22 protein-coding genes are annotated in these 24,700 nt (G+C 46.1%); 15 read left to right on the forward strand and 7 right to left on the reverse strand.

The genetic code is table 11. The features are described from left to right. Positions 1–33: 33 nt before the first annotated feature. Together AC0J5I_RS09510 and AC0J5I_RS09515 are read right to left on the reverse strand one after the other, a co-directional pair. A complete protein-coding gene (locus AC0J5I_RS09510) occupies positions 34–660 on the reverse strand; it encodes a carbonic anhydrase (protein ID WP_475299589.1) in 627 nt (208 codons plus the stop codon). 24 nt (positions 661–684) lie between these two features. Then, on the reverse strand, positions 685–1,533 hold the full coding sequence (locus tag AC0J5I_RS09515) for an AEC family transporter (RefSeq protein WP_475299590.1): 849 nt from the start codon (positions 1,531–1,533) through the stop codon (positions 685–687). 238 nt (positions 1,534–1,771) lie between these two features. On the opposite strand from AC0J5I_RS09515, the gene AC0J5I_RS09520 reads away from it, so the two are divergent. The 3 genes from AC0J5I_RS09520 to AC0J5I_RS09530 all read left to right on the forward strand — a co-directional run bounded on the left by AC0J5I_RS09520 (position 1,772) and on the right by AC0J5I_RS09530 (position 3,917). Further along, entirely contained in the window at positions 1,772–2,233 is a 462-nt protein-coding gene (locus AC0J5I_RS09520; RefSeq protein ID WP_475299591.1) for an S-ribosylhomocysteine lyase, read from the forward strand. 24 nt (positions 2,234–2,257) lie between these two features. Then, a complete protein-coding gene (locus AC0J5I_RS09525; RefSeq protein WP_475299592.1) occupies positions 2,258–3,370 on the forward strand; it encodes an iron-containing alcohol dehydrogenase family protein in 1,113 nt (370 codons plus the stop codon). Between the two features lie 148 nt (positions 3,371–3,518). Continuing rightward, positions 3,519–3,917: a cytidine deaminase gene (locus tag AC0J5I_RS09530; protein WP_475299593.1), complete on the forward strand. Its 399-nt coding sequence runs from the start codon at positions 3,519–3,521 to the stop codon at positions 3,915–3,917. Positions 3,918–4,215: 298 nt separating this feature from the next. Here AC0J5I_RS09530 and AC0J5I_RS09535 read toward each other — a convergent pair whose 3' ends face one another. Then, positions 4,216–5,064, reverse strand: a complete 849-nt coding sequence (locus tag AC0J5I_RS09535) for a hypothetical protein (RefSeq protein ID WP_475299594.1) — start codon at positions 5,062–5,064, stop codon at positions 4,216–4,218. 147 nt (positions 5,065–5,211) lie between these two features. Between AC0J5I_RS09535 and gloA the strand changes: the two genes are divergently transcribed. The 10 genes from gloA to AC0J5I_RS09585 all read left to right on the forward strand — a co-directional run bounded on the left by gloA (position 5,212) and on the right by AC0J5I_RS09585 (position 18,408). After that, positions 5,212–5,586 carry a lactoylglutathione lyase gene (gloA, locus tag AC0J5I_RS09540; protein ID WP_272162109.1) on the forward strand — a complete coding sequence of 125 codons (375 nt, stop codon included), beginning with the start codon at positions 5,212–5,214 and terminating at the stop codon, positions 5,584–5,586. 9 nt (positions 5,587–5,595) lie between these two features. Beyond that, positions 5,596–6,243 (forward strand): SGNH/GDSL hydrolase family protein, encoded by a 648-nt coding sequence (locus tag AC0J5I_RS09545; protein WP_475299595.1) that lies wholly within the window; start codon positions 5,596–5,598, stop codon positions 6,241–6,243. A gap of 545 nt (positions 6,244–6,788) precedes the next feature. Then, on the forward strand, positions 6,789–7,910 hold the full coding sequence (locus tag AC0J5I_RS09550; protein ID WP_475299596.1) for a DUF4349 domain-containing protein: 1,122 nt from the start codon (positions 6,789–6,791) through the stop codon (positions 7,908–7,910). A 168-nt stretch (positions 7,911–8,078) separates the two neighbouring features. Further along, on the forward strand, positions 8,079–9,362 hold the full coding sequence (locus tag AC0J5I_RS09555; protein WP_475299597.1) for an alkaline phosphatase family protein: 1,284 nt from the start codon (positions 8,079–8,081) through the stop codon (positions 9,360–9,362). Between the two features lie 21 nt (positions 9,363–9,383). After that, positions 9,384–9,767: a (deoxy)nucleoside triphosphate pyrophosphohydrolase gene (locus AC0J5I_RS09560; RefSeq protein WP_475299598.1), complete on the forward strand. Its 384-nt coding sequence runs from the start codon at positions 9,384–9,386 to the stop codon at positions 9,765–9,767. Positions 9,768–10,283: 516 nt separating this feature from the next. Further along, positions 10,284–12,194, forward strand: a complete 1,911-nt coding sequence (glgB, locus tag AC0J5I_RS09565) for a 1,4-alpha-glucan branching protein GlgB (RefSeq protein WP_475299599.1) — start codon at positions 10,284–10,286, stop codon at positions 12,192–12,194. 58 nt (positions 12,195–12,252) lie between these two features. After that, positions 12,253–13,401 (forward strand): glucose-1-phosphate adenylyltransferase, encoded by a 1,149-nt coding sequence (locus tag AC0J5I_RS09570; protein WP_475299600.1) that lies wholly within the window; start codon positions 12,253–12,255, stop codon positions 13,399–13,401. After that, positions 13,388–14,533: a glucose-1-phosphate adenylyltransferase subunit GlgD gene (gene glgD / locus AC0J5I_RS09575; RefSeq protein ID WP_475299601.1), complete on the forward strand. Its 1,146-nt coding sequence runs from the start codon at positions 13,388–13,390 to the stop codon at positions 14,531–14,533. The genes AC0J5I_RS09570 and glgD overlap by 14 nt, the downstream gene beginning before the upstream one ends. Positions 14,534–14,550: 17 nt before the next feature. Next, positions 14,551–15,990: a glycogen synthase GlgA gene (gene glgA, locus AC0J5I_RS09580; RefSeq protein ID WP_475299602.1), complete on the forward strand. Its 1,440-nt coding sequence runs from the start codon at positions 14,551–14,553 to the stop codon at positions 15,988–15,990. Between the two features lie 18 nt (positions 15,991–16,008). Continuing rightward, positions 16,009–18,408 carry a glycogen/starch/alpha-glucan phosphorylase gene (locus AC0J5I_RS09585; RefSeq protein WP_475299603.1) on the forward strand — a complete coding sequence of 800 codons (2,400 nt, stop codon included), beginning with the start codon at positions 16,009–16,011 and terminating at the stop codon, positions 18,406–18,408. Between the two features lie 178 nt (positions 18,409–18,586). On the opposite strand, the gene AC0J5I_RS09590 is transcribed toward AC0J5I_RS09585, so the two are convergent. After that, entirely contained in the window at positions 18,587–18,949 is a 363-nt protein-coding gene (locus AC0J5I_RS09590; RefSeq protein ID WP_168173136.1) for a DUF4828 domain-containing protein, read from the reverse strand. Positions 18,950–19,161: 212 nt separating this feature from the next. Between AC0J5I_RS09590 and AC0J5I_RS09595 the strand changes: the two genes are divergently transcribed. After that, positions 19,162–20,523 carry an aspartate kinase gene (locus AC0J5I_RS09595; RefSeq protein WP_475299604.1) on the forward strand — a complete coding sequence of 454 codons (1,362 nt, stop codon included), beginning with the start codon at positions 19,162–19,164 and terminating at the stop codon, positions 20,521–20,523. Between the two features lie 25 nt (positions 20,524–20,548). On the opposite strand, the gene AC0J5I_RS09600 is transcribed toward AC0J5I_RS09595, so the two are convergent. The 3 genes from AC0J5I_RS09600 to AC0J5I_RS09610 form a co-directional block, all read right to left on the reverse strand. Beyond that, positions 20,549–20,719 carry a hypothetical protein gene (locus AC0J5I_RS09600; RefSeq protein WP_475299605.1) on the reverse strand — a complete coding sequence of 57 codons (171 nt, stop codon included), beginning with the start codon at positions 20,717–20,719 and terminating at the stop codon, positions 20,549–20,551. Between the two features lie 157 nt (positions 20,720–20,876). Next, complete coding sequence (locus AC0J5I_RS09605) at positions 20,877–22,820, reverse strand: heavy metal translocating P-type ATPase (RefSeq protein WP_475299606.1); 1,944 nt, start codon at positions 22,818–22,820, stop codon at positions 20,877–20,879. Between the two features lie 259 nt (positions 22,821–23,079). After that, positions 23,080–23,901: an undecaprenyl-diphosphate phosphatase gene (locus tag AC0J5I_RS09610; RefSeq protein WP_475299607.1), complete on the reverse strand. Its 822-nt coding sequence runs from the start codon at positions 23,899–23,901 to the stop codon at positions 23,080–23,082. 217 nt (positions 23,902–24,118) lie between these two features. Here AC0J5I_RS09610 and AC0J5I_RS09615 point away from each other — a divergent pair, with 217 nt between their 5' ends. Beyond that, on the forward strand, positions 24,119–24,628 hold the full coding sequence (locus AC0J5I_RS09615; RefSeq protein WP_475299608.1) for a PTS sugar transporter subunit IIA: 510 nt from the start codon (positions 24,119–24,121) through the stop codon (positions 24,626–24,628). Positions 24,629–24,700 lie beyond the last annotated feature (72 nt).

The raw sequence follows: 24,700 nt of genomic DNA on the forward strand, positions 1-24,700 counted from the left end.
TCTGAGTGCGGAACAGTCGTGCTTCGATTTTTATCAACCGTTAGCCAGTAAAAATTCGCCTTTATCGCGGTCGTAGATGAAAACTTCACCGGTTTCGATGATGTAGTGCCAACCGCTGATCTTCAGCTTGCCTTCCCTCATTTTTTGGGCTATGTAAGGGAAAGTTATCAAATGCTTCAGTTGCTCCACGATGTTGCCTTGCTCCATCATCCAAGCCCGTGCTTCGGGTTCGGATTCCGGGATTTCCTTCAGGACGCGATCACGGACAGGGTGGATCAGTTCCAGCCATTTGCGGGTGTGCGGCAACTCCTCCAGTTTGCCTTCTGGATGCAGGCAAGCAGCACAGCCTCCGCAGTTGGAATGGCCACAGATGATGATGTTCTCTACGCCTAACGCGAGTACGGCATACTCGATGGCAGATGTCGTTGCCACATATTCGGTAGTCATGCGATAAGGCGGCACGATATTGGCGATGTTACGGACGATGAATAATTCGCCTGGTAACGTTCCGGTGATCATATTTGGATCGATACGCGAATCGGAACAGGAAATAAAGAGGGTATGAGGTTTCTGGGAAGCTTTCAAACCCTTGAACAGCTCACGATGAGATTCAAAATCCCCTCTTCTGAAATTGACGATTCCTTCTAATAACTTTTCCATGCGCATACCTTCTTTCTGAAATGATTATCCAAACAATAGCTGTGCAAATTGCACAAGGATCGGGATGGTGAATAAGGACAATAATGTGGTCAGGACCACGAGCCGCGCACCGTATTCGTAGTCGCCGCCGAACAGACGGCCAAGGATAGCTGTGTTCGTTGCCGCCGGCGCAACCGAAGCGATGGTCAGGACGATTTCGACCATATAGTCATCGATAGGCAACAAATAAATGATCCCAATCGATACGAGGGCAGTCACGACCAATCGGAGAAATGTGGTCCAATAAGCTTTCGGGAAAGCCAATAATTCCGAAAAATTGCTGTTGGCGATGTAGCTGCCGAGTATGATCATGGCCAGCGGCGTATTCAATGCGGCCAAGCTATCGACCGATTTCCAGAGAAAAGCAGGGACCGGCAAGCGGCTGACGTAGATGGACAAACCGATGGCAGCCCCGATCATTCCCGGATTGAGTATGGTTTGTCGCAGCGTCATCGCTTTTTTGTCGCCTGATATCAAATATTGGCCATAGGTCCACTGGGTGACGTTATTTGCCATGATGTAACCGGACATGAAAAAGACGCCCTCATAGCCCACAGTCGCAAGGACTAAGGGGATGCCAACAAAACCGGCATTCGGGAAAATCGTGGCATATTTATCGATGCGATCCTCTTTTTTCAGCAGGAAATGGACGATGAACGCCCGGATGGAAATCGTCAGAAAAGCCGCCAACGTCGCCCATAACAACAACTTCAAACGCTGCGCATCAAAATCCGCATTGAACGAGGTGATCATGGTTGCGGGCATCACGAACAAGGAGAGGATCGTCGATATTTGACGCGTCCCTTCGCTGGTGAGGACCTTCGACCGGATCAAAAAAAACCAAAGAACATGATGCTGAACATCGTCAGCAACTGTTGAAAAACGATACTAATCAAAGTGGCGCGCCACTCCTTTCATGTGCGGAAGCAAATTTTAAGTTTTTTTACTGTTCCTACATGATAACACACCACGTGATATAATTTTAAGGAAAATCTCATAAATGTCTAGTATAATGTACTGGTATGCATCATAAAAAAACAACAGCACTTGAGCTGAAGGATGGAGAATATAGATGGCTAGAGTAGAAAGTTTTGAATTGGATCATGATTTGGTGAAGGCTCCGTATATCCGCCAAGCAGGCTATGAAGTGCACGAAGCGGGGGCTATCGTCACAAAATTCGATTTGCGTTTTGTGCAACCCAACCAGGATGCGTTGCCGACGGGGGCTATGCACACGTTGGAACACCTTTTGGCGATCAATATCCGCGATTTTGTGGATGGGGTCATCGATTTGTCGCCGATGGGTTGCCGTACCGGTTTTTACATGATTTGCTGGGGTGAACATACTCCGGAAGAAATCGCTGTTGCTTTGGAAAAAGTGTTGCAGATTGTATTGGAAACGACCGTAGTTCCGGCAACGACCGCGAAGGAATGCGGAAATTACCGCGATCATTCCTTGTTCGGTGCACAAGAATACGCTAAGCAAGTGTTGGCGGCGGGCATCAGCCGTGATCCATTCACGCGTACGGTCTAGAAATTCAGGGAGGAATGACGTTATATGACGAAAGAATTGATTGTTAGGACTGGTCCGCAAGAATACGAATGCAGGGAAGAGGTCCTGTCAACTTTGCCGAAACGTTTGGAAGAACGCTTCGTAAAAAATATTTTGATCGTGCACGGAACCGTATCCTGGCAAAAAGCCCGTCCTTACCTTGAAGACCTCTACCAAGCCGGTTTTTCGATCAGCGAAGTGGCTTTTTCGGGCGAATGCAGCTATGAAGAAGTCGACCGCATCGTCGGGTTGGCCGCACAGCATAAAAGTGATGCGATCATCGGCGTCGGTGGGGGGAAAATCATGGATGCAGTGAAATATGCTGCAGCTAAAGCGGAGGGGATATTGAACGTAATGGTGCCGACATTGGCGAGCAATTGCGCGCCATGGACGCCGTTAAGCGTCATGTATACTGAGGATGGCGTGTTCATCCGCTACGATTTCCTGCAGCAACAAGCTTCGCTTTTGTTGTTGGAACCAAAATTGATCATCGATTCGCCGAAGGATTTCTTTGTGGCCGGATTGGCGGATACGCTGGCCAAATGGTACGAATCGGATGAAATCCTTTCGCTGCCTGAGCATGCCCAACAACCGATGCTGATGATGGCGCGCCAAGCTGCATACATCTGCAGACAAAGCATCCTGGACCACGCCGAGTTGGCGATCGCAAGTCTGGAAGCCGGTGAAGTGACGGAAGCTTTTGTGAAGCTGACGGAAGTCATCACTTCCATCAGCGGCATGGTCGGCGGGATGGGGGACGCTTTTGCGCGGACGACCATCGCCCATGAAATCCATGATGCCATCACCAACTTCCCGGAATCGCATCATTTCCTGCATGGGCATAAAGTTGCCTATGGAATCATGGTCCAATTGGCCTATGAAAAGAAATGGGCGGAGATCGATAATCTGATTCCGTTCTACGAACATTTGGACATTCCGAAGAGCCTCCACGATCTGCATCTGGACAGGCTAGACGCGGAAGGCATCATGGAAATCGCCCGTCTGTCGACCAAGCCGGAAGCACCGGCGCACGGACTGCCTTACGAAGTCACTGCCGAGTTGATGGCGGAAACGATCCAGGCACTCGAGGATTACATGGCGAATTTGCCGGAACTCTGATCCGAACGATTAGAGCTTGAGCAGGAACTATGCAACACTGATCGATGACCTTTCCGGTTTGGCAAAATCTGGAATAATCGGTATACTGTAAACACGAACATTTACCGATCAGAAAAAATACCCATTCTTGATAAGCGAGGGATCATCGATGAACAGTGAAGAATTAGTCTCCAGAGCAAGAGCGGCCATGCATCATGCATACAGCCCGTATTCCCATTTTCCGGTAGGAGCGGCAATCCTCTATAAGGACGGCGAAGTGATCGAAGGCGTGAACGTGGAAAATGTTTCCTTCGGCGCGACAAACTGCGCTGAGCGAACCGCCTTGTTCACCGGAGTTACGAGAGGCTACCGCAAAGAGGACGTCGCAGCCATAGCCATCGCCGGCGACACGGAAACGTTCCTCCCGCCTTGCAGCATCTGCCGCCAGGTGATGGTGGAATTGTGCGGATACGAAACGCCTGTCTACCTTTCCGATAAGCACGGAAAAATCATGGAGCTGACGATCAAAGAGTTGGTTCCCTACGCCTTTACCGATTTGGATATGTAAGAAATGCTGAACGGGTTCGTTCAGCCCTGACAGAAATTTAGGAAATCTGGCCCTGAATGAGCATCGAAGAGCGCAATGGGTCAGATTTATCTAATTTCCGAAGGGCTAACCCGTGAAGCTGGACAACTTTTTGGATGCATGAAATATTTTGCAAATATGTGAATCACCTATGGTGATGCGCTTTTTTGTTTGAATAATTCCAGAATTTTTGTAAGTAAAAAAACAATTGCGGCCCACCAATCAGAGGTGGGCCGCAGTTGTTTTTTTTGGGTTCGGAGCGGAGGCGCTCCTCTTGATGCTACATTTTCAGGAATAATACATAGGCCAATGTCATCATCAACAGCAAATGTGCGCTGATGCCGCCGAGGCAAAGGTAAAGCGTATCCCGTTTCGTTTCGTTGATCGTCTGGTAAAGGCTGGCGATGAATGTCACCAGATAGCTGGACAGATGGACCAAGAACAACAGCAGCACCGGGACCGCCATCAGGATCGGGGCGATGAGGCTGGTCACAAAGGCGGCACCCAACAGCAACAGGCCGAAAGCGTTCATTCCCGCATACTGCGTCATCCAGTTATGGAAGGCATGGCGTCTGTGCAGAAAGAATGTTTTGATGAGGTACGCCAAGAATGGGTACAGATAATAGAACGCCAGGAACAAAAGGAAACTCTTCATGAACCAAACAACTGGTTCGACCTGGAAAGTGACGGTCGGCAACAATGAAATCTGCGACAGCAGATCATATTGATTAGTCAATGCGACCGCAATCCGCGTCACCAATCCGGCTGAAAGCAGCGCCGAAAGGACGAAGGTAAAATAGCCGTAAAGGTTGTGGCTTTCTCTGCGCGATTTTCTGGTCTCTGCGGGGTCTTTCATTTTTTTCCACAAAAAACGCACGTAGCGGATGAATTTATTCTTTGCTTCATTGAAAGAGAAGGCCTGCTTTTCAGCACGCGAAGCCGCTTCAGCCGCTTCTTCCTCCTCATCAGCTGTCAGATCGACAAAATTTTCCGTATTATCTTCGAATAAAGTGGATTGATAAAATTCATCTTGTTGGATTGCGTCTGAATCGGAAACATCCGACCCGCACATCGGGCAGATCAAAGCCTCTTTCGGGATGCGATTATGGCAATAAATACATATCTTCATTGAGTTTTCTCCTTCTCACTGGTAACTAACTTCTAGAATAAGTCAGTTTGTGGGATATAGCAAGGTTATTTTTGCGACAATTTTTTTGTAAAGGAACCGATAATTCGGTATGATAAAGATAGCATAAATGAGAGGAATGATGACTTAATGAAAATGTTACACACTTGCATCCGCGTTCAGCACCTGGATAAATCGATCGCATTCTACAAAGAGGCTTTTGATTTCCAAGAAAAAAAGAAGCTGGATTACCCTGAGCACAAGTTTTCAATCGTCTATTTAGGTTTGGAAGGCGATGATTATGAGTTGGAGTTGACTTACAATTATGATCATGAACCGTATAACATCGGTGACGGTTATGGCCACATCGCTATTGGAGTTGATGAATTTGAAGCCCTTCATGACAAACAGGTGGCTGCCGGATTTAACGTGACCGACTATAAAGGTTTGCCTGATTCTTCCGTTAGATACTACTTCATCACCGATCCGGATGGCTACAAGGTTGAAGTCATCCAGAATAGATAGGGCGGACCTATGGAGAAAACGTCCAAGTACAAATTACTTTTCATCGGAGACAGCATCACGGATGTCGGCCGCAACCGCAACAATCCGGATTCACTGGGAAAAGGCTATGTGGCCATGATAGCGAAGGCTCTTGCGGAAAGAGGTGATGCCGAACACTATCAGCTGATCAATCGCGGCATCAGTGGAAACAGAATCCATGACATAGCAGAAAGATGGCACGGCGATTGTGTTTCGCTCGAACCTGATGTCGTCACTATGCTGATCGGCATCAACGATACGTGGCATAACGTCGGCGACGAGAATGTGTTCGCGACCGAAGAGGGGGCTGAGCAGTTCGAAATGCATTACCGACATTTGTTGGCTTCCTTGCGGAAAAAATCGAATGCACGGCTTATTCTGATGGAGCCGTTCGTCTTTCCGTATCCGGAAGACCGCAAAACCTGGCGGGTCGATTTGGATCCGAAACAGGAAATCGTCAAACGCCTGGCCGAGGAGTTCCATGCCGATTGGATTGGGCTGGATGCTTATCTGAATGCAATCGGTGCTGTCGAGGGATATGAAACATTATCGAATGACGGCGTCCATCCGACCAAAAAAGGGCACCGTCTTATCGCTGATGCTTGGCTGAAGCAATTTGATGAGAGCGGCCAAGAATAAGGTTTATTCAGCAGACTGTCGGCAACTGAAATAAAAGTCTTGCTTTTTCGGTTTTTGCATGATAACATGTTTTACATGCGATGAGGCGACGAGCAATCAGGTGGGTTCGCCCATTCCGCGCAAGCGGCATAGTGATTGCAAAATCAAACGGGACATACGTGCTTGCACAACCACAGGATGTGGATGTTTGATGGTGACTGCTGTGAACAGTCCCATCCATGGGTTTACCCATGCCGTATCAGAAAAAAGGGTCGGAAAGTTGAACACTTAGGTGTTTACCTTTCCGGCCCTTTCTTTTTATTTTGGGATTAATTGGGCCGTCAGCTCCGGCGAGGGGTGGTTAACAGGAGCTGATGGCCGCTGAAGACACCTCAACTCCTGCGAGGAGCGCTTCGCCGGAGCAGAGAGCACCAAAGCCGTGCCAGCTCGGGCCATAGCCGGAGCTTCGCCACAACCTGCAATTATGTAAGGGCTTTATTAGGCGCAGCGGCCGCCATGCGGTATAATCTAAGTAGGAAACTTAGGAAAGATTGGAGGCGCCTCAATTGAAAAAATTGAAATTATTGATCCTTTCCCTGCTGTCATTCTCGCTAGTGGGTTGTTCATTTTTAACGACGGAAGAAACGAGTGTTTCACAACAGGACGCTGCTGGAGTAGACAACGTGACGACGGAAATATCCAAATCGGATGGGGCAGAAGGCACGGGATTGTTGATTGGTGAAAAGGTAGTGACCACCGTCCACCTTTCCTATGAAACGTTGAAATATGATGATTCTATCGCTTACCTGAAAGAGATTGTCGGTAAATATGGAGCCTATGTAGAATACTCCTATGAATCAAGCGGAGGCGACACGATCTACACGCCTTCCTCATTGGGCCAGAATTACCGCCAAGGCAGCTACACAATCCGGATTCCGAAAGATTCCGTAACAGCCTTCCTGGATGATCTGGAAGGCGGGCTGGGAACGAAAACCAGCGAGCAGCAGGGGAATGAGGATGTAACCCAATATTATGAAGACACGGCCACCCGCATCAGCGTCCTGCAAAGCAAGGAAGCGCGCTTGTTGACGCTGCTTGAGCAAGCAGAGACGGTCGAGGAGATCCTTGCCATCGAAGACAGTCTTAGCGCGGCCATAGCAGAAAGGGAAGTACTGCAGTCGGAATTGGACAACATTGATGATCTGATCGACTATACAGCTTTGTATCTGACAGTGTCTGAGCGTTCACGCATCTCGAATAATCAAGGTGGATCGACGCCGTTCTGGGATCGCGTGAAGGAAGCGTTCATCGATTCGCTTTATGCCTTTTACTATTGGTTACAGGATGCTGCAATCTGGTTCATCTATGCACTTCCGTTCTTCGTAGCAGTCTTGTTATTGTTGCTCCTGTTGTGGGCAATCAAAAAACTGTTCGGCAAAACAATCTGGGGCAAACAAAGGGCAGAGAAGCAACTTCAGGAAAGAAAACAGATTGAAGAGCGTCGGAAAGAACGCTTTGAACGGACCCATCCAAGAAAACCCGGAGGAACGACCATCGCTTCCAAGCCGACCGTGGAACCGTCTATGAAAACAACAGGCACACCACAAACGCCGGGCCCGCCGGCAGAAAAGGCCGACCAGCCAGAATTGAAACCGAAAGATAATGAAGGGGATCCGCTCGAACCATAAGTGAAGAGTGGACGAAATCCAACGAAATAAAGACTGCATCCGGATAGCCCGAAAATCCGGATGCATCTTTTTGTGTTTTCTGCACAAAAAGATGGCTGAAATAAGTGCGTCTAAGTCGACTGGATGACTGGATTATATGGTAAAATAACAGAATAGGAGGGTAATATTATGGTAAAAAGAAAACTGTATATCATTTCATTAGATGCATTTGGTGCCAGTGACTTAGAATTTGCCAAGACGCTGCCCCATTTCCAGGAAATATTGGATAGAAGCGCACTTGTCAAAGAGGTAGAGTCGATCTATCCGTCTTTGACATATGTAGCCCATACTTCAATCGCAACAGGGATGTATCCGAACCGCCACGGCATCATCCACAATACACACCGGCAACCGGAAAGACTGTCACCAGATTGGTATTGGTATGCCAAAGAAATAAAGAAGGCCACGTTGTTTGATGTCGCCAAGAAGGCTGGTTACACAACTTGTGCTTTGCTTTGGCCGGTGACAGGGAAAAGTCCTTCCATTGACTATAACCTTGCAGAAATTTTTCCAAATCGGCCATGGCAAACTCTGGTGATGGTTTCCGCTTTTGCCTCCAGCACGAAATATGCGCTGGAGATGAACAAAAAATACAGCTCATTGCGAAACGGCATTGACCAACCGGAGTTGGATGAGTTTGTGACAGCGATTGCGGTCGACACGATCAAGACAAAACAACCGGATCTGATGGCTGTGCATCTGGTTGATCTGGACAGCATGCGTCATCATTATGGCGTCTTGAGCGACCAAGCGAAAGAAGCCATCATCCGGATGGATCGCCACCTCGGTCAGATCATCGAAGCGATGAAAGAAATGGACATCTATGAGAATACTGTGTTGGCCGTGTTGGGCGATCATTATCAGATTGATACGCATACAGTCATCCGCCCGAACCACCTGTTTTTGGATAAAGGGTGGCAGACTTTGGATCGCAAGAGGAATATCAAGGACTGGAAAGTGCTGGCAAAAGCGGCGGACGGAGCTTGCTATATTTACCGGAAAGATGTCACCATCACCAATAAAATGATCTTGGATGCGTTGAAAGGGATCGAAGGCAGGATCGAAACCATCCATTCGGCCGCAGAGGCCAGAAAAATGGGAGCGGATGAGAATTGCCTCTTCATTCTGGAAGCGAAGGCGGGTTATTATTTTGAGAGCGACGTGCTCTATCCTTTCATGGAGAGCACCGCAAAAAACCTTCCCGACCGAAGATTGCATAGCGCAACGCACGGTTTCAGTCCGAAAAAGAAAAAATATGCCACGATGCTGATGGTTTCCGGACCCGGAATCGACAGAGACGCTGTTGTCGAAAAGGGCCGGTTGATAGACGAAGGACCGACTTTCCTGCATGCAATTGGACTGAAATTTCCGGAAGCCACGGATGGAAGGGTCATTAACAAAATATTCTTGTAATCAGGAGGATTTAATCGCCGCATGATCAAAGTAGTGGGAGCTGTAATAGAAAAAGAGGGCAGCATTTTTTGTGCCAAAAGAGGTCCGGGTAAAGCGTTGGCCGGCCTATGGGAATTCCCTGGAGGTAAGCTTGAGGGAAATGAAACGGCAGAAGAAGCACTTGTCCGGGAGATGGAGGAAGAGTTTTCCTGCCGGATACGGGTCAAAGACAAACTTCTTACAATCAAGCATCCATATGATTTTGGAACCGTGGAATTGACGACGTTGCTCTGTGAATTACACGAGGGCGAACCGCGATTGTCGGAGCATACTGAAATGCGTTGGGTGAACATCTCCGAATTGCCTGAGTTGGACTGGGCGCCGGCAGATGTGCCCACAGTGGAACTGTTGGTTGGACGTTTGTAAATAACAAGTAAAAATAATCCTGAATTGTAAAAATTATGCCACAATCTTTGCAAATCGGGATTTTCTTACTATATAAATGTAAGCGTCAACATTAATTGTCGGGACAAATATTCAAATTGTGAAATGAATAACAATATATATCTGTGTATTTTCATATTCCTATTTGTAAGTGGACACTGAAAAAGTATTGTAACAGTGGGCTTAATTGAAACGGATCTCACCACAATCTAATTAAATATTCATTTTTATGAATTAAGTGGATTCTATATAGTGATATTCGTGTCTTGGTTTTGCGTAGCGTTTACAATGTTGCTTTTATGTAAAAAATCTGTTAAGGGTGAAAGATTATTACTATCAAAAAGGAAATTACGTTTCAATATATTTATCATGATTTATGGCAAAATCATCTTTAAAATGGTATTATGGATATATATTAATGAAAGGGCCTGGCATGATTAAATAAATTATTATCAGATCGTTTTGTTGCGGCAATATAATTGTGAGGGAAGTGTCTGGATGAGTGCAAAAATGAACATACTTAAAGAGTTGGAAAAAGAGATGTATTTGTTCAACATCGGGGAACATCTTGAAAGCTACCGCTTTTTAGGAAGTAAACAACGGACCGAAGATGGGGTTGAAGGCTGGCGGTTCACCGTTTGGGCGCCTAATGCAAAAAACGTTTCGTTGGTCGGAGATTTTACTGAGTGGAAACCCGTAGAAATGCAAAAAATCGGCAAAACCGGTGGCTGGTCGCTCTTTACGGAGGATGCAGCCCAAGGCGACTGTTACAAGTATTATATCGAGGATAAGAACGGCAAAAAGAAATATAAAATCGATCCTTATTCTTTTGCTTATGAAGTTCCGCCAAAAGACGCCTCTGTCGTGTTCGACATGCCCGAAAAAAAATGGAAAGACGGCAGATGGTCCGCAAACAAAAAAAGAAAATCCATCTATCAAAAACCGCTTAACATTTATGAAGTGCATTTCAGTTCTTGGAAAAAACATGATGATGGCAGCTGGTATTCCTTCAAGGATCTTGCTGAGTCGTTGATTCCATATGTGAAGGAAATGGGTTACACGCACATTGAATTCATGCCATTGATGGAACATCCGCTGGAAGCTTCTTGGGGCTATCAAATCACCGGGTACTTTGCGGTGGCTGCCCGTTACGGTAACTTGCTAGAATTAAGGGATTTCGTGGAAGAAGCGCATAAAGAAGGGGTCGGGGTCATCATGGACTGGGTTCCCGGACATTTCTGCAAAAATGACTATGCGTTAGCTAATTTCGATGGCACACCGACTTTTGAATATGCCGATCCGAATCGCGCCATCAACAACCGCTGGGGAACATTGAATTTTGACTTGGGTAAAGCGCAAGTTCACAGTTTCCTGATTTCGAATGCCATTTTCTGGCTACAAGAGTTCCATTTTGACGGAATCCGTGTCGATGCCGTTTCGAATATGCTTTATCTTGATTATGATGAAGGTCCTTGGACACCGAATGAAGACGGTGGCAATGATAACCGCCAAGGGATTGAATTCCTGAAGAAGATGAATACAAAAGTCTTCGAGCGCCAGCCGGATACTTACATGATTGCGGAAGAAAGCACTGCTTGGGCCAATGTCACGAAGCCTATCGAGATGGGCGGCTTGGGCTTCAACTATAAATGGAATATGGGCTGGATGAATGATACTTTGCGCTTCTTCGAAATGGATCCATTGTTCCGAAAAGACAATTTCAATCTGATTACCTTCTCATTCATGTATGCATTCAATGAAAACTTTATTTTGCCAATTTCCCACGATGAAGTAGTCCACGGTAAACAATCTCTGCTGGCTAAAATGCCAGGTGACCGCTATAAACAATTTGCAGGCTTACGCACGCTGCAAGCCTATATGATGGCTCACCCAGGGAAGAAATTGAACTTCATGGGTAATGAAATCGGACAATTCCTGGAATGGCGTTTCTACGACCAAATCGAATGGGGTGTCCTGAACAATGAGTTCAATCCGGAGTTCCAGCATTACATCAAAACGTTGAATCATCTATACAAAGATTCGAAAGCTTTGCATGAAGTCGATGATGCCAATACTGGTTTAGAAATTCTCGACGCTGACAACAGCTTGGAATCGGTCCTTTCCTTCATAAGAACGGGTGAAAAACCGCGCGATTTCTTGATTGTCGTGTGCAACTTCACACCTGTAGAACGTCGCAATTTCCGAGTGGGTGTTCCATATGAGGGACACTATGAAGTATTGCTGAATACGGAAATGCAGGAATTCGGTGGTACTTGGACCGAAAATCTGCCTGAAATGATCACCAGCCTCGATGGCATGAATCGCCAACCGTTCTCGGTCGAATTTACGTTACCCGCATTAGGAGTTTTGTTCATCAAACCAAAACGCGTTTTTGGTGTTAATAAATAGATCTACAGATAGTTATGATGAGAAGGAGGGGAAAGGAAGAGGCATTCTTCCTGATACTATGAAAAATCAAATGGTAGCAATGATATTAGCCGGAGGGCAAGGGACTCGGCTTGGAAAATTAACGCGCGAAACAGCCAAACCGGCCGTCCCGTTCGGCGGAAAATATCGCATAATCGATTTTGCTTTAAGTAACTGCGCTAACTCAGGCATCAATAAAGTTGGGGTAGTGACACAATATCAACCTTTAGAATTGAACGAACACATCGGCAACGGTGAGTCATGGGGACTGAACGGTGGAGATGGTGGAGCGACTATCTTGCAGCCTTATTCGAGCGCAGATGGCGAAAAGTGGTTCAAGGGTACCGCACATGCCATCTACCAAAATATGGCCTATATCGACAGATACAATCCCGAATACGTTTTGGTATTGTCCGGTGACCATATATACAAGATGGACTATTCCCACATGTTGGAATTCCATATCGCGAACAACGCCAGTTTGACCGTCGGCGTTATCCCAGTTCCAATGGAAGAAGCACCGCGCTTCGGGATCATGAATACGGATCAGACCAACCGCATCATCGAATTCGATGAAAAACCGAAAGAACCGAAAAGCAATCTGGCATCCATGGGGATCTACATCTTCAATTGGCAAGTGCTGCGTAAATATTTGGTTGAGGATCAAGCGAAGCAACGCGAAATGGAAGATTTTGGTAAAAACGTTATCCCAACCTATCTGGAAAACGGCGAAAACTGTTTTGCTTATGCATTTGATGGGTATTGGAAAGATGTCGGTACTATCGAAAGCCTTTGGGAAGCGAACATGGAATTCCTTGATCCTGATCACACGCTGAACATCAGGGATGAAGAATGGCGCATTTATTCCAAAAATCCGGTATCCCCTCCGCAATTCTTGACAGAGACATCCAATGTGACGGATTCCATGATCGTTGACGGATGCTATGTGGCCGGTGAAATCACCCATTCGATTCTTTCCCAGAATGTTCGGGTCGGCAATGGGTCAGTCGTACGTGATAGTTTGATCATGGCGAATGTAACAATCGGAGAGAATGTTACAATCGAGCATGCCATCATCGGAGAATATGCAAAAATTGCCGACAATGCGAATGTCATCGGCAAGAACGGTGAAATTGAAGTTGTAGGATATGCAGAAGTTATAGGGGGACTTAAAGATGAAGATGAATAGTATTAGTGCCATTTTAAATTTGACCGAGGACGAAACGGCGTTGAAACCATTGACGCATGTCCGCCCAATTGCTTCCTTGCCATTTGCGAGTCGTTATCGCTTGATTGACTTCAATCTTTCAAGCATCAGCCATGCTGGAATCAAATCAGTCGGCATGTTCATCGCCGGAAGCGGCCGTTCGATTTATGACCATATCCGCAGTGGTTCCGTCTGGAATCTTGAATCCGGCCTTACTGGCGGAATCTTTACCTACTCCCAACAGTTGTTGAAAGCGGTCCAGGAGAAAAATGGGGATGCTCCGGACTTTTACATGAACCACAAAGAGTTCATCACCCGTTCCAAGGGCGAATATGTCATCGTCATGGGCAGCAAAATTTTGGCTAATGTCGACATCAAAGCCATTATGCAACACCATTTGGCGAAGGAAGGCGACATCACTGTCGTGTACAAGAGCCTTCCTAAAGGCGCTTTAGAAAACAGACCGCATGAAAAAGTCTTGAAAATCGATCGTGATGAATATTTGCTGCATCTGACCGACTTACAGGATGCGCCTTCAGATATTGAACGCATTGCGATCAGCATGAACATGTATTTCATGAGAGCGGACAAGATGTTGGAATTGATCCAGCGTGCTGAATTGGAAGGCGTGCAACTTGATTCGGACAAACTGATCGAACACTACTTGCCGGAATACCAAGTCAATACGTATGAATACACAGGCTATATGGCGAATATCGACTCTATCCCGGCCTACTTCGCTGCAAACATGGAAATGTTGGAAAAGAATAAATTCTCAGCTTTGTTCCACGGCAGCCAAAGCGTTATCACGAAGGTGAAGAACGGGGCACCGACCTATTATGCTAAAGGGGCTCATGTGAAAAATGCCCAGTTCGCTACCGGGTGCTTTGTTGAAGGGACAGTCGAGGACTCCTTGATTTTCCGTAAAGTCAACATCGCTAAGGATGCCGAAGTACGCAACTCCATCATCATGCAGGGCGCACAGATCGGTGAAGGCGCAATCCTCGAATATTGTATCCTGGATAAAAATGTGACTGTCGGGGCTGGCGTGACTTTGAAAGGCACGAAAGATAATCTTGTTGTGATCGAAAAAAATAAAACACTCACTGTTTAGAAAGAAGGCTGCGCACGATGAAAATTTTATTTGCCGCAAGTGAGGCTGCTCCCTTCTTTAAAACAGGTGGTCTCGGTGATGTCGCGTACGCATTACCGAAGGAGTTAGTAAAACAAGGCGTGGATATCCGGGTAGTGCTTCCGTATTACTCGACCATGCCTGCAAAATACAAAGAAGATATCAAAGAATTGCTGCACTTCCGCGTACAAGTCGGTTGGAAAAGCATGTATTGTGGCGTGAAAACATTGGAATTGGAAGGCGTAACCTATTATTTCATCGATAATCAAGCCTATTTCAATCGTCCATCCCTCTACGGTCAAATGGATGATGCCGAAAGATTCGGGTTCTTCTCCTTGGCGATCTGTGAAATGATGGAAAAAATTGATTTCATCCCGGATGTCGTCCATGTGAATGATTGGCATACAGCCATGGTTCCGGTTCTGCTTGTGGATAAATACCATTGGGTTGAAGCGTATCAAGGCATCCGCAAAGTCATCACAATCCACAACATCCGTTTCCAAGGCGTGTACGACCCATCCATTCTGACCAGCATTTTCGGTACCGGCCTGAACATCTATCATGAAGCTGGCGTGAAGTATTATGATAACGTCAACTTCATGAAAGGCGGCATCAATTTTTCAGATGTCGTCACGACGGTAAGCCCATCTTACGCGAACGAAATCCAGACACAAGAATTCGGTGAAGGATTGGAAGGTACTCTGGGTTACAACAGTTGGAAAATCAGAGGCATCATCAACGGAATCGATTACGATGTCAATGATCCCGAAACCGATCCGAAACTGGAATTCCATTTTTCAGCCGACGATTTGACGGGTAAAGCAGACAACAAAGCGGCCCTTCAGGAGCGTTTGGGATTGGAAGTGAATCCTGACATCCCATTGATCACGAGCGTCGGACGCTTGACTGACCAAAAAGGATACCAACTTGTGCAGGAAAAGACCGAAGAATTATTGAATGCCCGAGATGTGCAGATTGCCATCCTTGGGACCGGCGAATCAGAATACGAAAACTCCTTCCGTTACTTTGCCGCCAAATACCCTGATCGCTTTGCTGCGGTCATCGATTTTGACATCACTTTGGCTCAGCAGATGTACGCAGGCGCAGATCTGTTCTTGATGCCTTCTGCATTCGAACCATGCGGCTTGTCGCAAATGATTTCCTTGCGCTACGGCACTTTGCCGATTGTGCATGAAACGGGCGGCTTGAAAGATACCGTAGTCCCTTACAATTCCTACACAGGCGAAGGCACCGGGTTCACATTCATTGATTTCAGTGGATATGCACTGCTCGGAACCATCTATCGTGCGCTCGATGTTTATGAAAATCAACCGAAAGCTTGGGCAGAAATGGTGCGCGAAGCAATGAGCAGCGATTTCAGCTGGAAAGAACCGGCCAAGGATTATCTGGACGTCTATCAGTCATTAGTCAACGAATAAGAGGAGTTGGAAACATATATGGCATTTGACGTTCAAGAGTTCAAAAAAGAATACCAAAAGAAATTCGAGGAATTATTCGCTTACGGTTATGAGGCTGGTTCGAAAACAGAGCAGTACATTGCTCTTGGTGACTTGGTCCGCGGGCTCTACTCCGAGGATTGGATCCAAACAATCATGGAGTACAACAAGAAAAAGGAAAAGCAAATCTATTACTTTTCGATGGAGTTCCTGCCCGGAAGGATGCTGAAAAGCAATCTCCTGAATATGGGTATATTGGACTGCGTCAAACAAGGCATGGATGAGCTCGGACTGGACTTGGATGAAGTAGCGCGTGCTGAAGTCGATCCGGCTTTAGGGAATGGCGGACTCGGAAGACTTGCTTCCTGCTTTATGGATTCAATCGCGTCGACCGGTCTTGCCGGAAACGGCAACGGAATCCGCTACCGTTATGGTCTTTTCAAACAAAAATTCATCAATGGCTATCAGATTGAATTGCCTGAGAATTGGCTCCGCAACCGGAACGTATGGGAAGTCAGGAAAGAGAACAAAGCCGTCATCGTCCGTTTCGGCGGAGATGTCAGCTTTACGCAGGAGGATGGGGACGGCAAATTGCGTGTGCGGCACGAAAATACCCGTGATATCCTAGCGGTTCCTTACGATACGGCCCAAGTCGGCTACAATAACGGCGTCGTCAATAACCTGCGCCTTTGGTCGGCAGAAATTCCTTACGGGGATGAGGCACGGTTTTCGACAGAAGAACAACGCGAAGAAGTCAAGCGTATCACCGAAGTACTGTATCCGGATGATTCCAACTACGAAGGACGTCTCTTGCGTGTCCAGCAGGAATACTTTTTCTCCTCTGCCGGCATCCAAAGCATCGTCCGCTATTTCAAACGACTGAAACTGGACTGGAGCCGCTTCCCGGATAAAATCGCCATCCACATCAACGATACGCACCCAACTTTGGCGATCCCTGAATTGATGCGGATCCTGTTGGATGAGGAAGGTTTGACTTGGGACCAGGCGTGGGAAATCACGAAGAAAACAGTCAGCTATACCAACCATACCATTCTTCAGGAAGCGATGGAGCGTTGGCCGGAAACGATGATTTCGGATCTATTGCCGCGTATCTACCAGATCATTCAGGAAATCAACCGTCGCCATATTGATAAAAAAACACCTTTATATGGGGAAGAATTATCCCAGCGCACTGCCATCATAGCAAATGGCCAGATCAAGATGGCCAATCTTGCCATCATCGGCAGCCATAGCGTCAATGGTGTCGCTAGGTTGCATACGGACATCCTGATGGCTGATACGCTAAATGACTTTTACGTGATGTATCCGCAAAAATTTAACAACAAAACGAACGGGATCACGCAGCGACGTTGGGTCCAGATAGCAAACGAAGGTCTGACCGCGATGCTTGATGAAACGATCGGTACGGAGTGGAAAAGCAATCCGGAAGAAATAAAAATCCTGAAGGCGCACCGTGACAATAAATTTGTCTTGGACCAGCTGGAGCAAGTCAAATTGTCAAACAAAAAACGTTTTGCGGCGTATGCGCAGCAAGAGATGGGCATCGAAATCGATCCGACTGCATTGTTCGACGTGCAGATTAAACGATTGCATGCTTATAAACGCCAATTGTTGAACGTTCTGCACATCTTGGACAGATATCTGCAACTGAAGGATAATCCCAATGCTAACCTGCAGAAACGTGTCTTCATTTTCGGTGCGAAGGCTGCACCTAGCTATTATTACGCAAAACAAATCATCAAACTGATCAATTCGATTGCTTATCTCATCAACAATGACCTGTCCATCAATGATAAGATCAAGATTGTTTTCGTTGAAAACTATGGTGTATCGTTGGCAGAGCTGATCATCCCGGCAGCCGATATCAGCGAACAGATTTCCCTTGCCGGCAAGGAAGCTTCCGGTACCAGCAACATGAAGCTGATGTCGAATGGTGCCATCACGATGGCAACATTGGACGGTGCCAATGTTGAGATCAGGGATAATGTCGGTGATGACAATATCTTCATCTTTGGCCTGAAGAGTGATGAAGTGCAAGAGTACTATCGCAATGGCATATACAATTCAAGAGACATCTATGAAAAGAATCCGCGTTTGAAACGCATCCTGAATCTGCTTATTGACGGCACAATCCCAGGTGTCGAGACTGAAGGCCGGGATATCTTCGATTCGTTGGTTATGTACAACGATGAGTATTTCCTGCTGAAGGACTTTGACGGATACTTGCACGCGCAATATGAGGCGGATGTGGCCTTTTCTGACAGAGACAGATGGAACCGCATGGCACTGATGAATATTGCAAGCTCGGGGCCGTTTTCATCGGATTACACGATTCTGCGTTACGCGGATGAAATCTGGAAGATTAAACCACAGACCTAATCGAAAGTTAACTAAATGCAAGCAAGGGCTGCCTCAAAAAAATGAGGCAACCCTTGCTTTTTTCATGAATATGAATAATCGAAATATATTCCTATTCATGTGATACTTCTGTTCACAGTCGCCCCTTTTCAAAAAAAAAAGCCCTGATTAGGGGCGACGATGTTATATGAGCGATTCGCTATTTATCGGTTTCACGTTTGAAGTAGAATTCCTGTTCTTCCGCCTCATCGTAGATGGTCAGCGTAGGGGACGTATCTTTCTTCAGAATCAGATAATAACCGAAGTGGTCGCGGAAGACCAGTTCGTTGGGTTTGGCTTCTTCAAGGGTTGCTTTTAATTTTTTGTTGTTCAGGAGAATCTCCAGATTATCAGTAATTTCGACCTTCAAGGACTGTGCGTCGTTTTTCCATGTGCCGATGTAAGGGGTGTACGATGTTGATTGGCTCTTGCCGGCATTGCGATTTGACTTGAACAAAGCAGAGCTGATGCTTGCGATTACGGATAATCCGACTACGATCCTCCAAGGATTATTTTTTTTCACTGAATTGAAACCTCCTACATTAAGTTAACTCATAGTATATTCCTTTTTTTGCAAATGGCCATAGCATTAACAATACAAATATGTTACAAATGATGTAAAGTTTGAAAAGGTAATTGCCATAGCCATGATATGATGATATTCTAAAGCATAAATGAAAATACAATTACAAAATTAAAAAAAGATTAAAGAAATCAAGTGAGGAAGTGTTCGGTTTGAAGGTTATCAAATTTGGCGGGAGTTCTCTGGCGAATGGGACTCAATTGAAAAAAGTATTGCAGATTGTGAAAGATGACGCAGACAGAAGAATCGTGGTCGTTTCAGCACCCGGAAAACGCAATGACTCGGATGAAAAAGTTACGGATCTGCTGATCAAGCTGGCCGATGAGGTACAAAATAAAGAAGATCACAAAAAAACCCTGAAGACAATCCTGAAAAGATATCAAGATATCGTCGAAGAATTGGAGATCGATCCGAGTGTCATGGACACCATTTCCAAAAACTATGAGAAACTGATCCAGTCGAAATTCTACAATGAATTGTATGCACTGGATGCGTACAAAGCAAGCGGTGAAGACAACAGCGCCATCCTCGTGGCTGCATTTTTCAATAAAGAGGGAGTCCCGGCCAGGTACGTCAACCCGAAGGATGCCGGGCTTTTGGTCTCCGATAACCCGGGAAACGCGCGCGTATTGTCGGAATCCTTCAAGAATCTGTATGCATTGCGTGACTCGAAAGAAGTCATCGTGTTCCCGGGCTTCTTCGGTTACACGAAAGATGGACAATTGCTTACCTTCTCAAGGGGAGGCTCGGACATCTCCGGCGCAATCGTCGCCAACGGTGTCAAAGCCAGCCTGTATGAAAACTTTACGGACGTTGACGCCATTTATGTGGCAAACCCTAAAATGGTCAAACATCCGAAAAAAATCAAGCAATTAACTTATCGCGAAATGCGTGAATTATCCTACAGCGGATTTTCGGTCTTCCATGATGAAGCCTTGCAGCCGGCTTTTAGCGCCGGAATTCCGGTGGTCGTCAAAAATACCAACAACCCGTCTGCTCCAGGTACGAGCATCACAAGAACAAAGCCTGAAAACAAGCAGATCGTCTCCGGTATCGCAAGTTCGACCGGTTTCATGAGCATCTACATCGGCAAATACCTGATGAACCGAGAAGTCGGTTTTGGTCGCAGAGTGTTGCAGATCTTCGAAGATTTCAACCTGAACTTCGAACATATGCCATCCGGTATCGACGATTTGTCGATCATCCTGCGTGCCAATCAGATGACGATGCAGCAGGAACAAGAGTTGTTGTACCGCTTAAAGAATGAATTGGAAGCGGACGATGTAAATGTCAAAGGCGGCATCTGCTTATTGATGATCGTCGGCGAAGGCATGGTCAATTCCGTCGGGACAGTAGCGAAAGCCTGTACCGCACTGGCTGAAGCGGACATCAACCTGGAAATGATCAACCAAGGATCGTCAGAAGTCAGCATCATGTTCGGAATCGATGAAAAGGACGAAGCTAGAGCAGTCAAAGTGCTGTACGATGCATTCTTCCCAGCAAAAAAAGACTAGATTAAATCAGAAACGGGGCTGTCTCTTAAATTAGAGGCAGCCCCGTTTTGCGCGTGGACATGGATAATTGGTCGATATTCATCTTTTTCGTCCGCCAGATACTCAAGAAGATGAATATTTTTCCGATATCCATCTTTTTGAGTACCCCAGCATCCGAAAACATGAATACATGGCCTTTATTCATGTTTTTATTCATGTTCCATCCATCACATATATATATCCGACCCAATCTAGGGTGCTTCCGTACAGCGCATGCTGAAGAATGCGAACGCATATAAATAGATAAAGCCGCCTCATAATAAAATGAGACGGCTCCGTTTTTATGTGTTCAGCTACCACCAGCATTTGGCTGATTATTTTTCGTGCGCGAGTCCGGTGCTTGAAGTTTTTCCGGTAGATTTAGTAGTGCCCTGAAAGTGGTGGGTAGGGATTTTGGCCAGCAGTCTCAGACTGTTCATGATCACCAGTATCGTGCTGCCTTCGTGTCCAACTACACCAAGCGGAAGATTGATGAGTTGAAACAGGTTGGAGATGATCAAAATGAGGATGACGCAAATCGAAAAGATGATATTTTGCATGGTAATTTTTTTCAGCTTCTTCGATAACCCATAGCAATATTCCAGTTTGTCGAGTTCGCTCTTCATCAGTACAACGTCAGCTGTTTCCATGGCGATGTCCGTTCCTTCTCCCATAGCGATGCCGATGTCGGCGTTTGCCAGGGCAGGGGCGTCGTTCACGCCGTCTCCGACCATGCCGACCAATTTGTATTTCGCCTGAAGATCTTTCAGGATGGTGGTCTTATCTTCAGGAAGACAATTCGCGCGAATTTCATCCACACCCAATTGATTGCCGATTGTCTGTCCCGTTGCTTCATTGTCGCCTGTGATCATGATTGTATGGACACCATTGGCTTTGAAAAAGGCGATCATGTCTTTTGCCTCTGATTTAGGTGTATCCAATAAAGCATAATAGGCCACGACTTTGTCATCTTGTGAAACGTAGATGACGGTCTTTCCTTCGTTCTGGAGCGCGAAAGCCTCCTTCACGAACGGCGGCTCGTTCAGTTCATCGGATACGACGAAGGTCTTTTTGCCGATTTTCCATTGGCTTCCGAATGCTTCACCGGCCAACCCGTAACCCGTAAGGTCCTGGATTGAATCCATCTGGGACTTCTCATATTCCTTCGTATCAAGATGTTGGACCAACGCGGAAGCGATCGGGTGGGTCGAAGAGTGCTCCAGCGCATAGACGACGGACATGATATGTTTTTCATCCGTACCTCTCAAGTAGATGGCTTCCGTCACTACAGGTTTGCCTTCCGTCAGCGTGCCTGTTTTGTCGAATGCGATGCAATCCATAGCTGAAAAGTTTTCAATCGCGATACCGCCTTTGAACAGGATACCGCGCTTAGCTGCATTGGAAATGGCGGAAAGGACAGCGGGAGTGGCCGAAGCCACCAATGCGCAAGGAGAGGCGACCGTCAACAGCACCATGCCGCGATAGAATGATTCATTCCAACCCCAATCCAGGAGGAAATAAAAAACGGCAATCATGACCGGCACAAAAATGAGAACGATTTTGACATAGGTGTTTTCGATGCGGTTGATGAAGCTTGCCGTCTTCGAAGGGGTCTTTTGCGCTTCTTCTACCATGCGGATGATCTTGGCGAACAGGGTATCCTTCGATTCTTTCGAGACAGTCATGGTCAGTGCTTCGCTCAAGTTGATCGTGCTCCCGAAGATATCATCGCCAACAGTCTTTTCAACAGGGACGGATTCGCCGGAAATAGCGGCTTCATCAATCAGACCTTGACCCGATGCAATCGTGCCGTCGATAGGGATGCTGGCGCCTTTAGGGACCATTAATATATCGCCGACTTTCAGATCCTTGACTGCAACGTCTTCGATTGAGCCATCCGGGTTGATGCGTTTTGCGATTTCAGGGACAATGTTCATCAATGCTGTAATCGCTTGGGTACTTTTTTCGGTCGCGTATTCCTCAAGCGAACCGGAGAGCGAGAAGATGAAGATGAGCAGCGCCCCTTCCATCCAGTAACCAATCAACGAGGCACCCACTGCGGCAAGCACCATCAGGATATCGACGTTCAAGTGTTTATTTTGAACTGTATCGATGAATCCTTCTTTTGCTTGTTTATAGCCGCCTATGATGAACGATAGGACGAAAATGATGGCTGCAGCTATATCAAAGTTTTGCCATTGCAACAAAATGCCAATAATGATGAGAATGCCACTGATCGTGGTTGCGATCATCGCTTTATTTTTGAATAAGTCTTTCATGATTTGACACTCCTTCCTTATATGCCTTCATGATAGCACTAAAGAAGTCTAGATTATAATCATTACAATCAAACGGAAATGAATCTCATTCTCAATATCCACATATCAGACACAATTTGAAGAAGCCAAAAATTGCACACAGCAATAAAATCAGAAGGGTAACGAATGATGGTAGATTATAATGATTATCAATAAGGGTTCCAGGTGTTCTGGGGGACAAAACAAAAAGCCATCCCAGAAGGATGGCCAAACTTATTTTTTAGACAAACAGGAAATAGATCAGAACGATTGCTCCAAGTACGATCCGATACCAACCGAAAGCTTTGAAGTCGTTACGTTTCAAATATCCGATCAAAAACTTGATGGCGACGATTGAAACGAGGAAAGCGGTAATCATGCCTGACAAGAGAACCGCGAATTCAAGTCCGGTAAAGCTGAAGCCGAACTTGATGATCTTCAAAAAGCTGATCCCGAACATGATCGGAATGCTCATGAAGAAGGAGAATTCAGTTGCGATGAAGCGGGAAGTGCCCAATACGATGCTCCCCAAGATGGAAGAACCGGAGCGCGATGTTCCCGGAATAATCGAGAGCGCTTGGAATAAACCGATTTGGAAAGCCTTCATATAGGTCAATTGGCTGAATTCGGTGATGCTTGGTTCGCGATCTTTATGCTTGTTTTCGATCACGATGAACAAGATCCCGTAGATGATCAGCGCCAAAGCTACAACTGTCGCGTTCAGGAGGTTTTCGTCCGCCCAATCGTTCAAGGGCAAGCCGATGACTGCTGCCGGAATACACCCGATGACTACTTTTTTCCAGATATCCCAAGTCTGTGTCTTCTCTTCCTTCGTTTTGCTTGGAGAGAAGGGATTCAGTTTGTGAAAATAAATCACGATGACTGCGAGGATGGCACCCAGCTGAATGACATAAAAGAACATCTCTTTGAATGCCTGCGAAAGATCCAATTGGATGAACTCTTCAACCAAGATCATGTGGCCCGTGCTGCTGATGGGCAACCATTCAGTGATACCCTCTACAATGCCGAGGATAATTGCTTTCAGTATTTCCATAAATTCCATATAATATCCTTTCTGTTGTGCATTTTTTTGATACTCCATCATCTAGTATAGCGAAATGAAAAAGATTAGCCAATCCTTTTCAAGGATTTTTAAGGAATGGAAGAGCGTTTTTGAATGTAAGCGGTGCAAAAAAAATTCACAATACTTGTCTGTTTATGTTAAAATGAAGTATACCAATTTTCACATAAGCGCACTTAAATAAGGAAGAGGCGATAGCATGTTTGGCTTTTTTAAGAAGGATGAAAAAAAAGGGAAATTACCGGTTGAGAAGGAAATTTTATATGCACCTGCCAATGGGATAGTGGTACCTGTTTCTGATGTTGCAGACCCAGTGTTTTCTCAAAAAATGATGGGTGACGGTTTCGCAGTCATTCCTGCAGACGGAAACATCTATTCACCAGCAAAAGGTAAAGTACTGAGCGTATTTCCGACAAAGCATGCTGTAGGCATTTTGTTAGACAGCGGCTTGGAGCTTTTGTTGCACATGGGATTGGATACGGTTGAATTAAACGGAAAACCATTCGAAATCTTCGTGAAGGAAGGCCAAGCTGTGACAGCGGACACTCTGATCGCTAAAGTCGATTTGGCGCAACTGCAAGAAGCCGGAAAAGATTCCGCGATGGTCGTCGTCATCACAAATATGGACAAAGTTAAAAACTTCAGCCTGGATGTCACCGGTGAAGCCGCTGTCAAAGCAGAAATCGGAAGCGTATTGCCGAAGGAATAATTTTATTTATCCAAAAAAGCTTCATCCGGAGATTGCCGGATGAAGCTTTTTCGTTAGGCGGAAAAGATGACT

The sequence above is a fragment of the Trichococcus sp. TS_SC_9 genome (genome assembly GCF_056156325.1).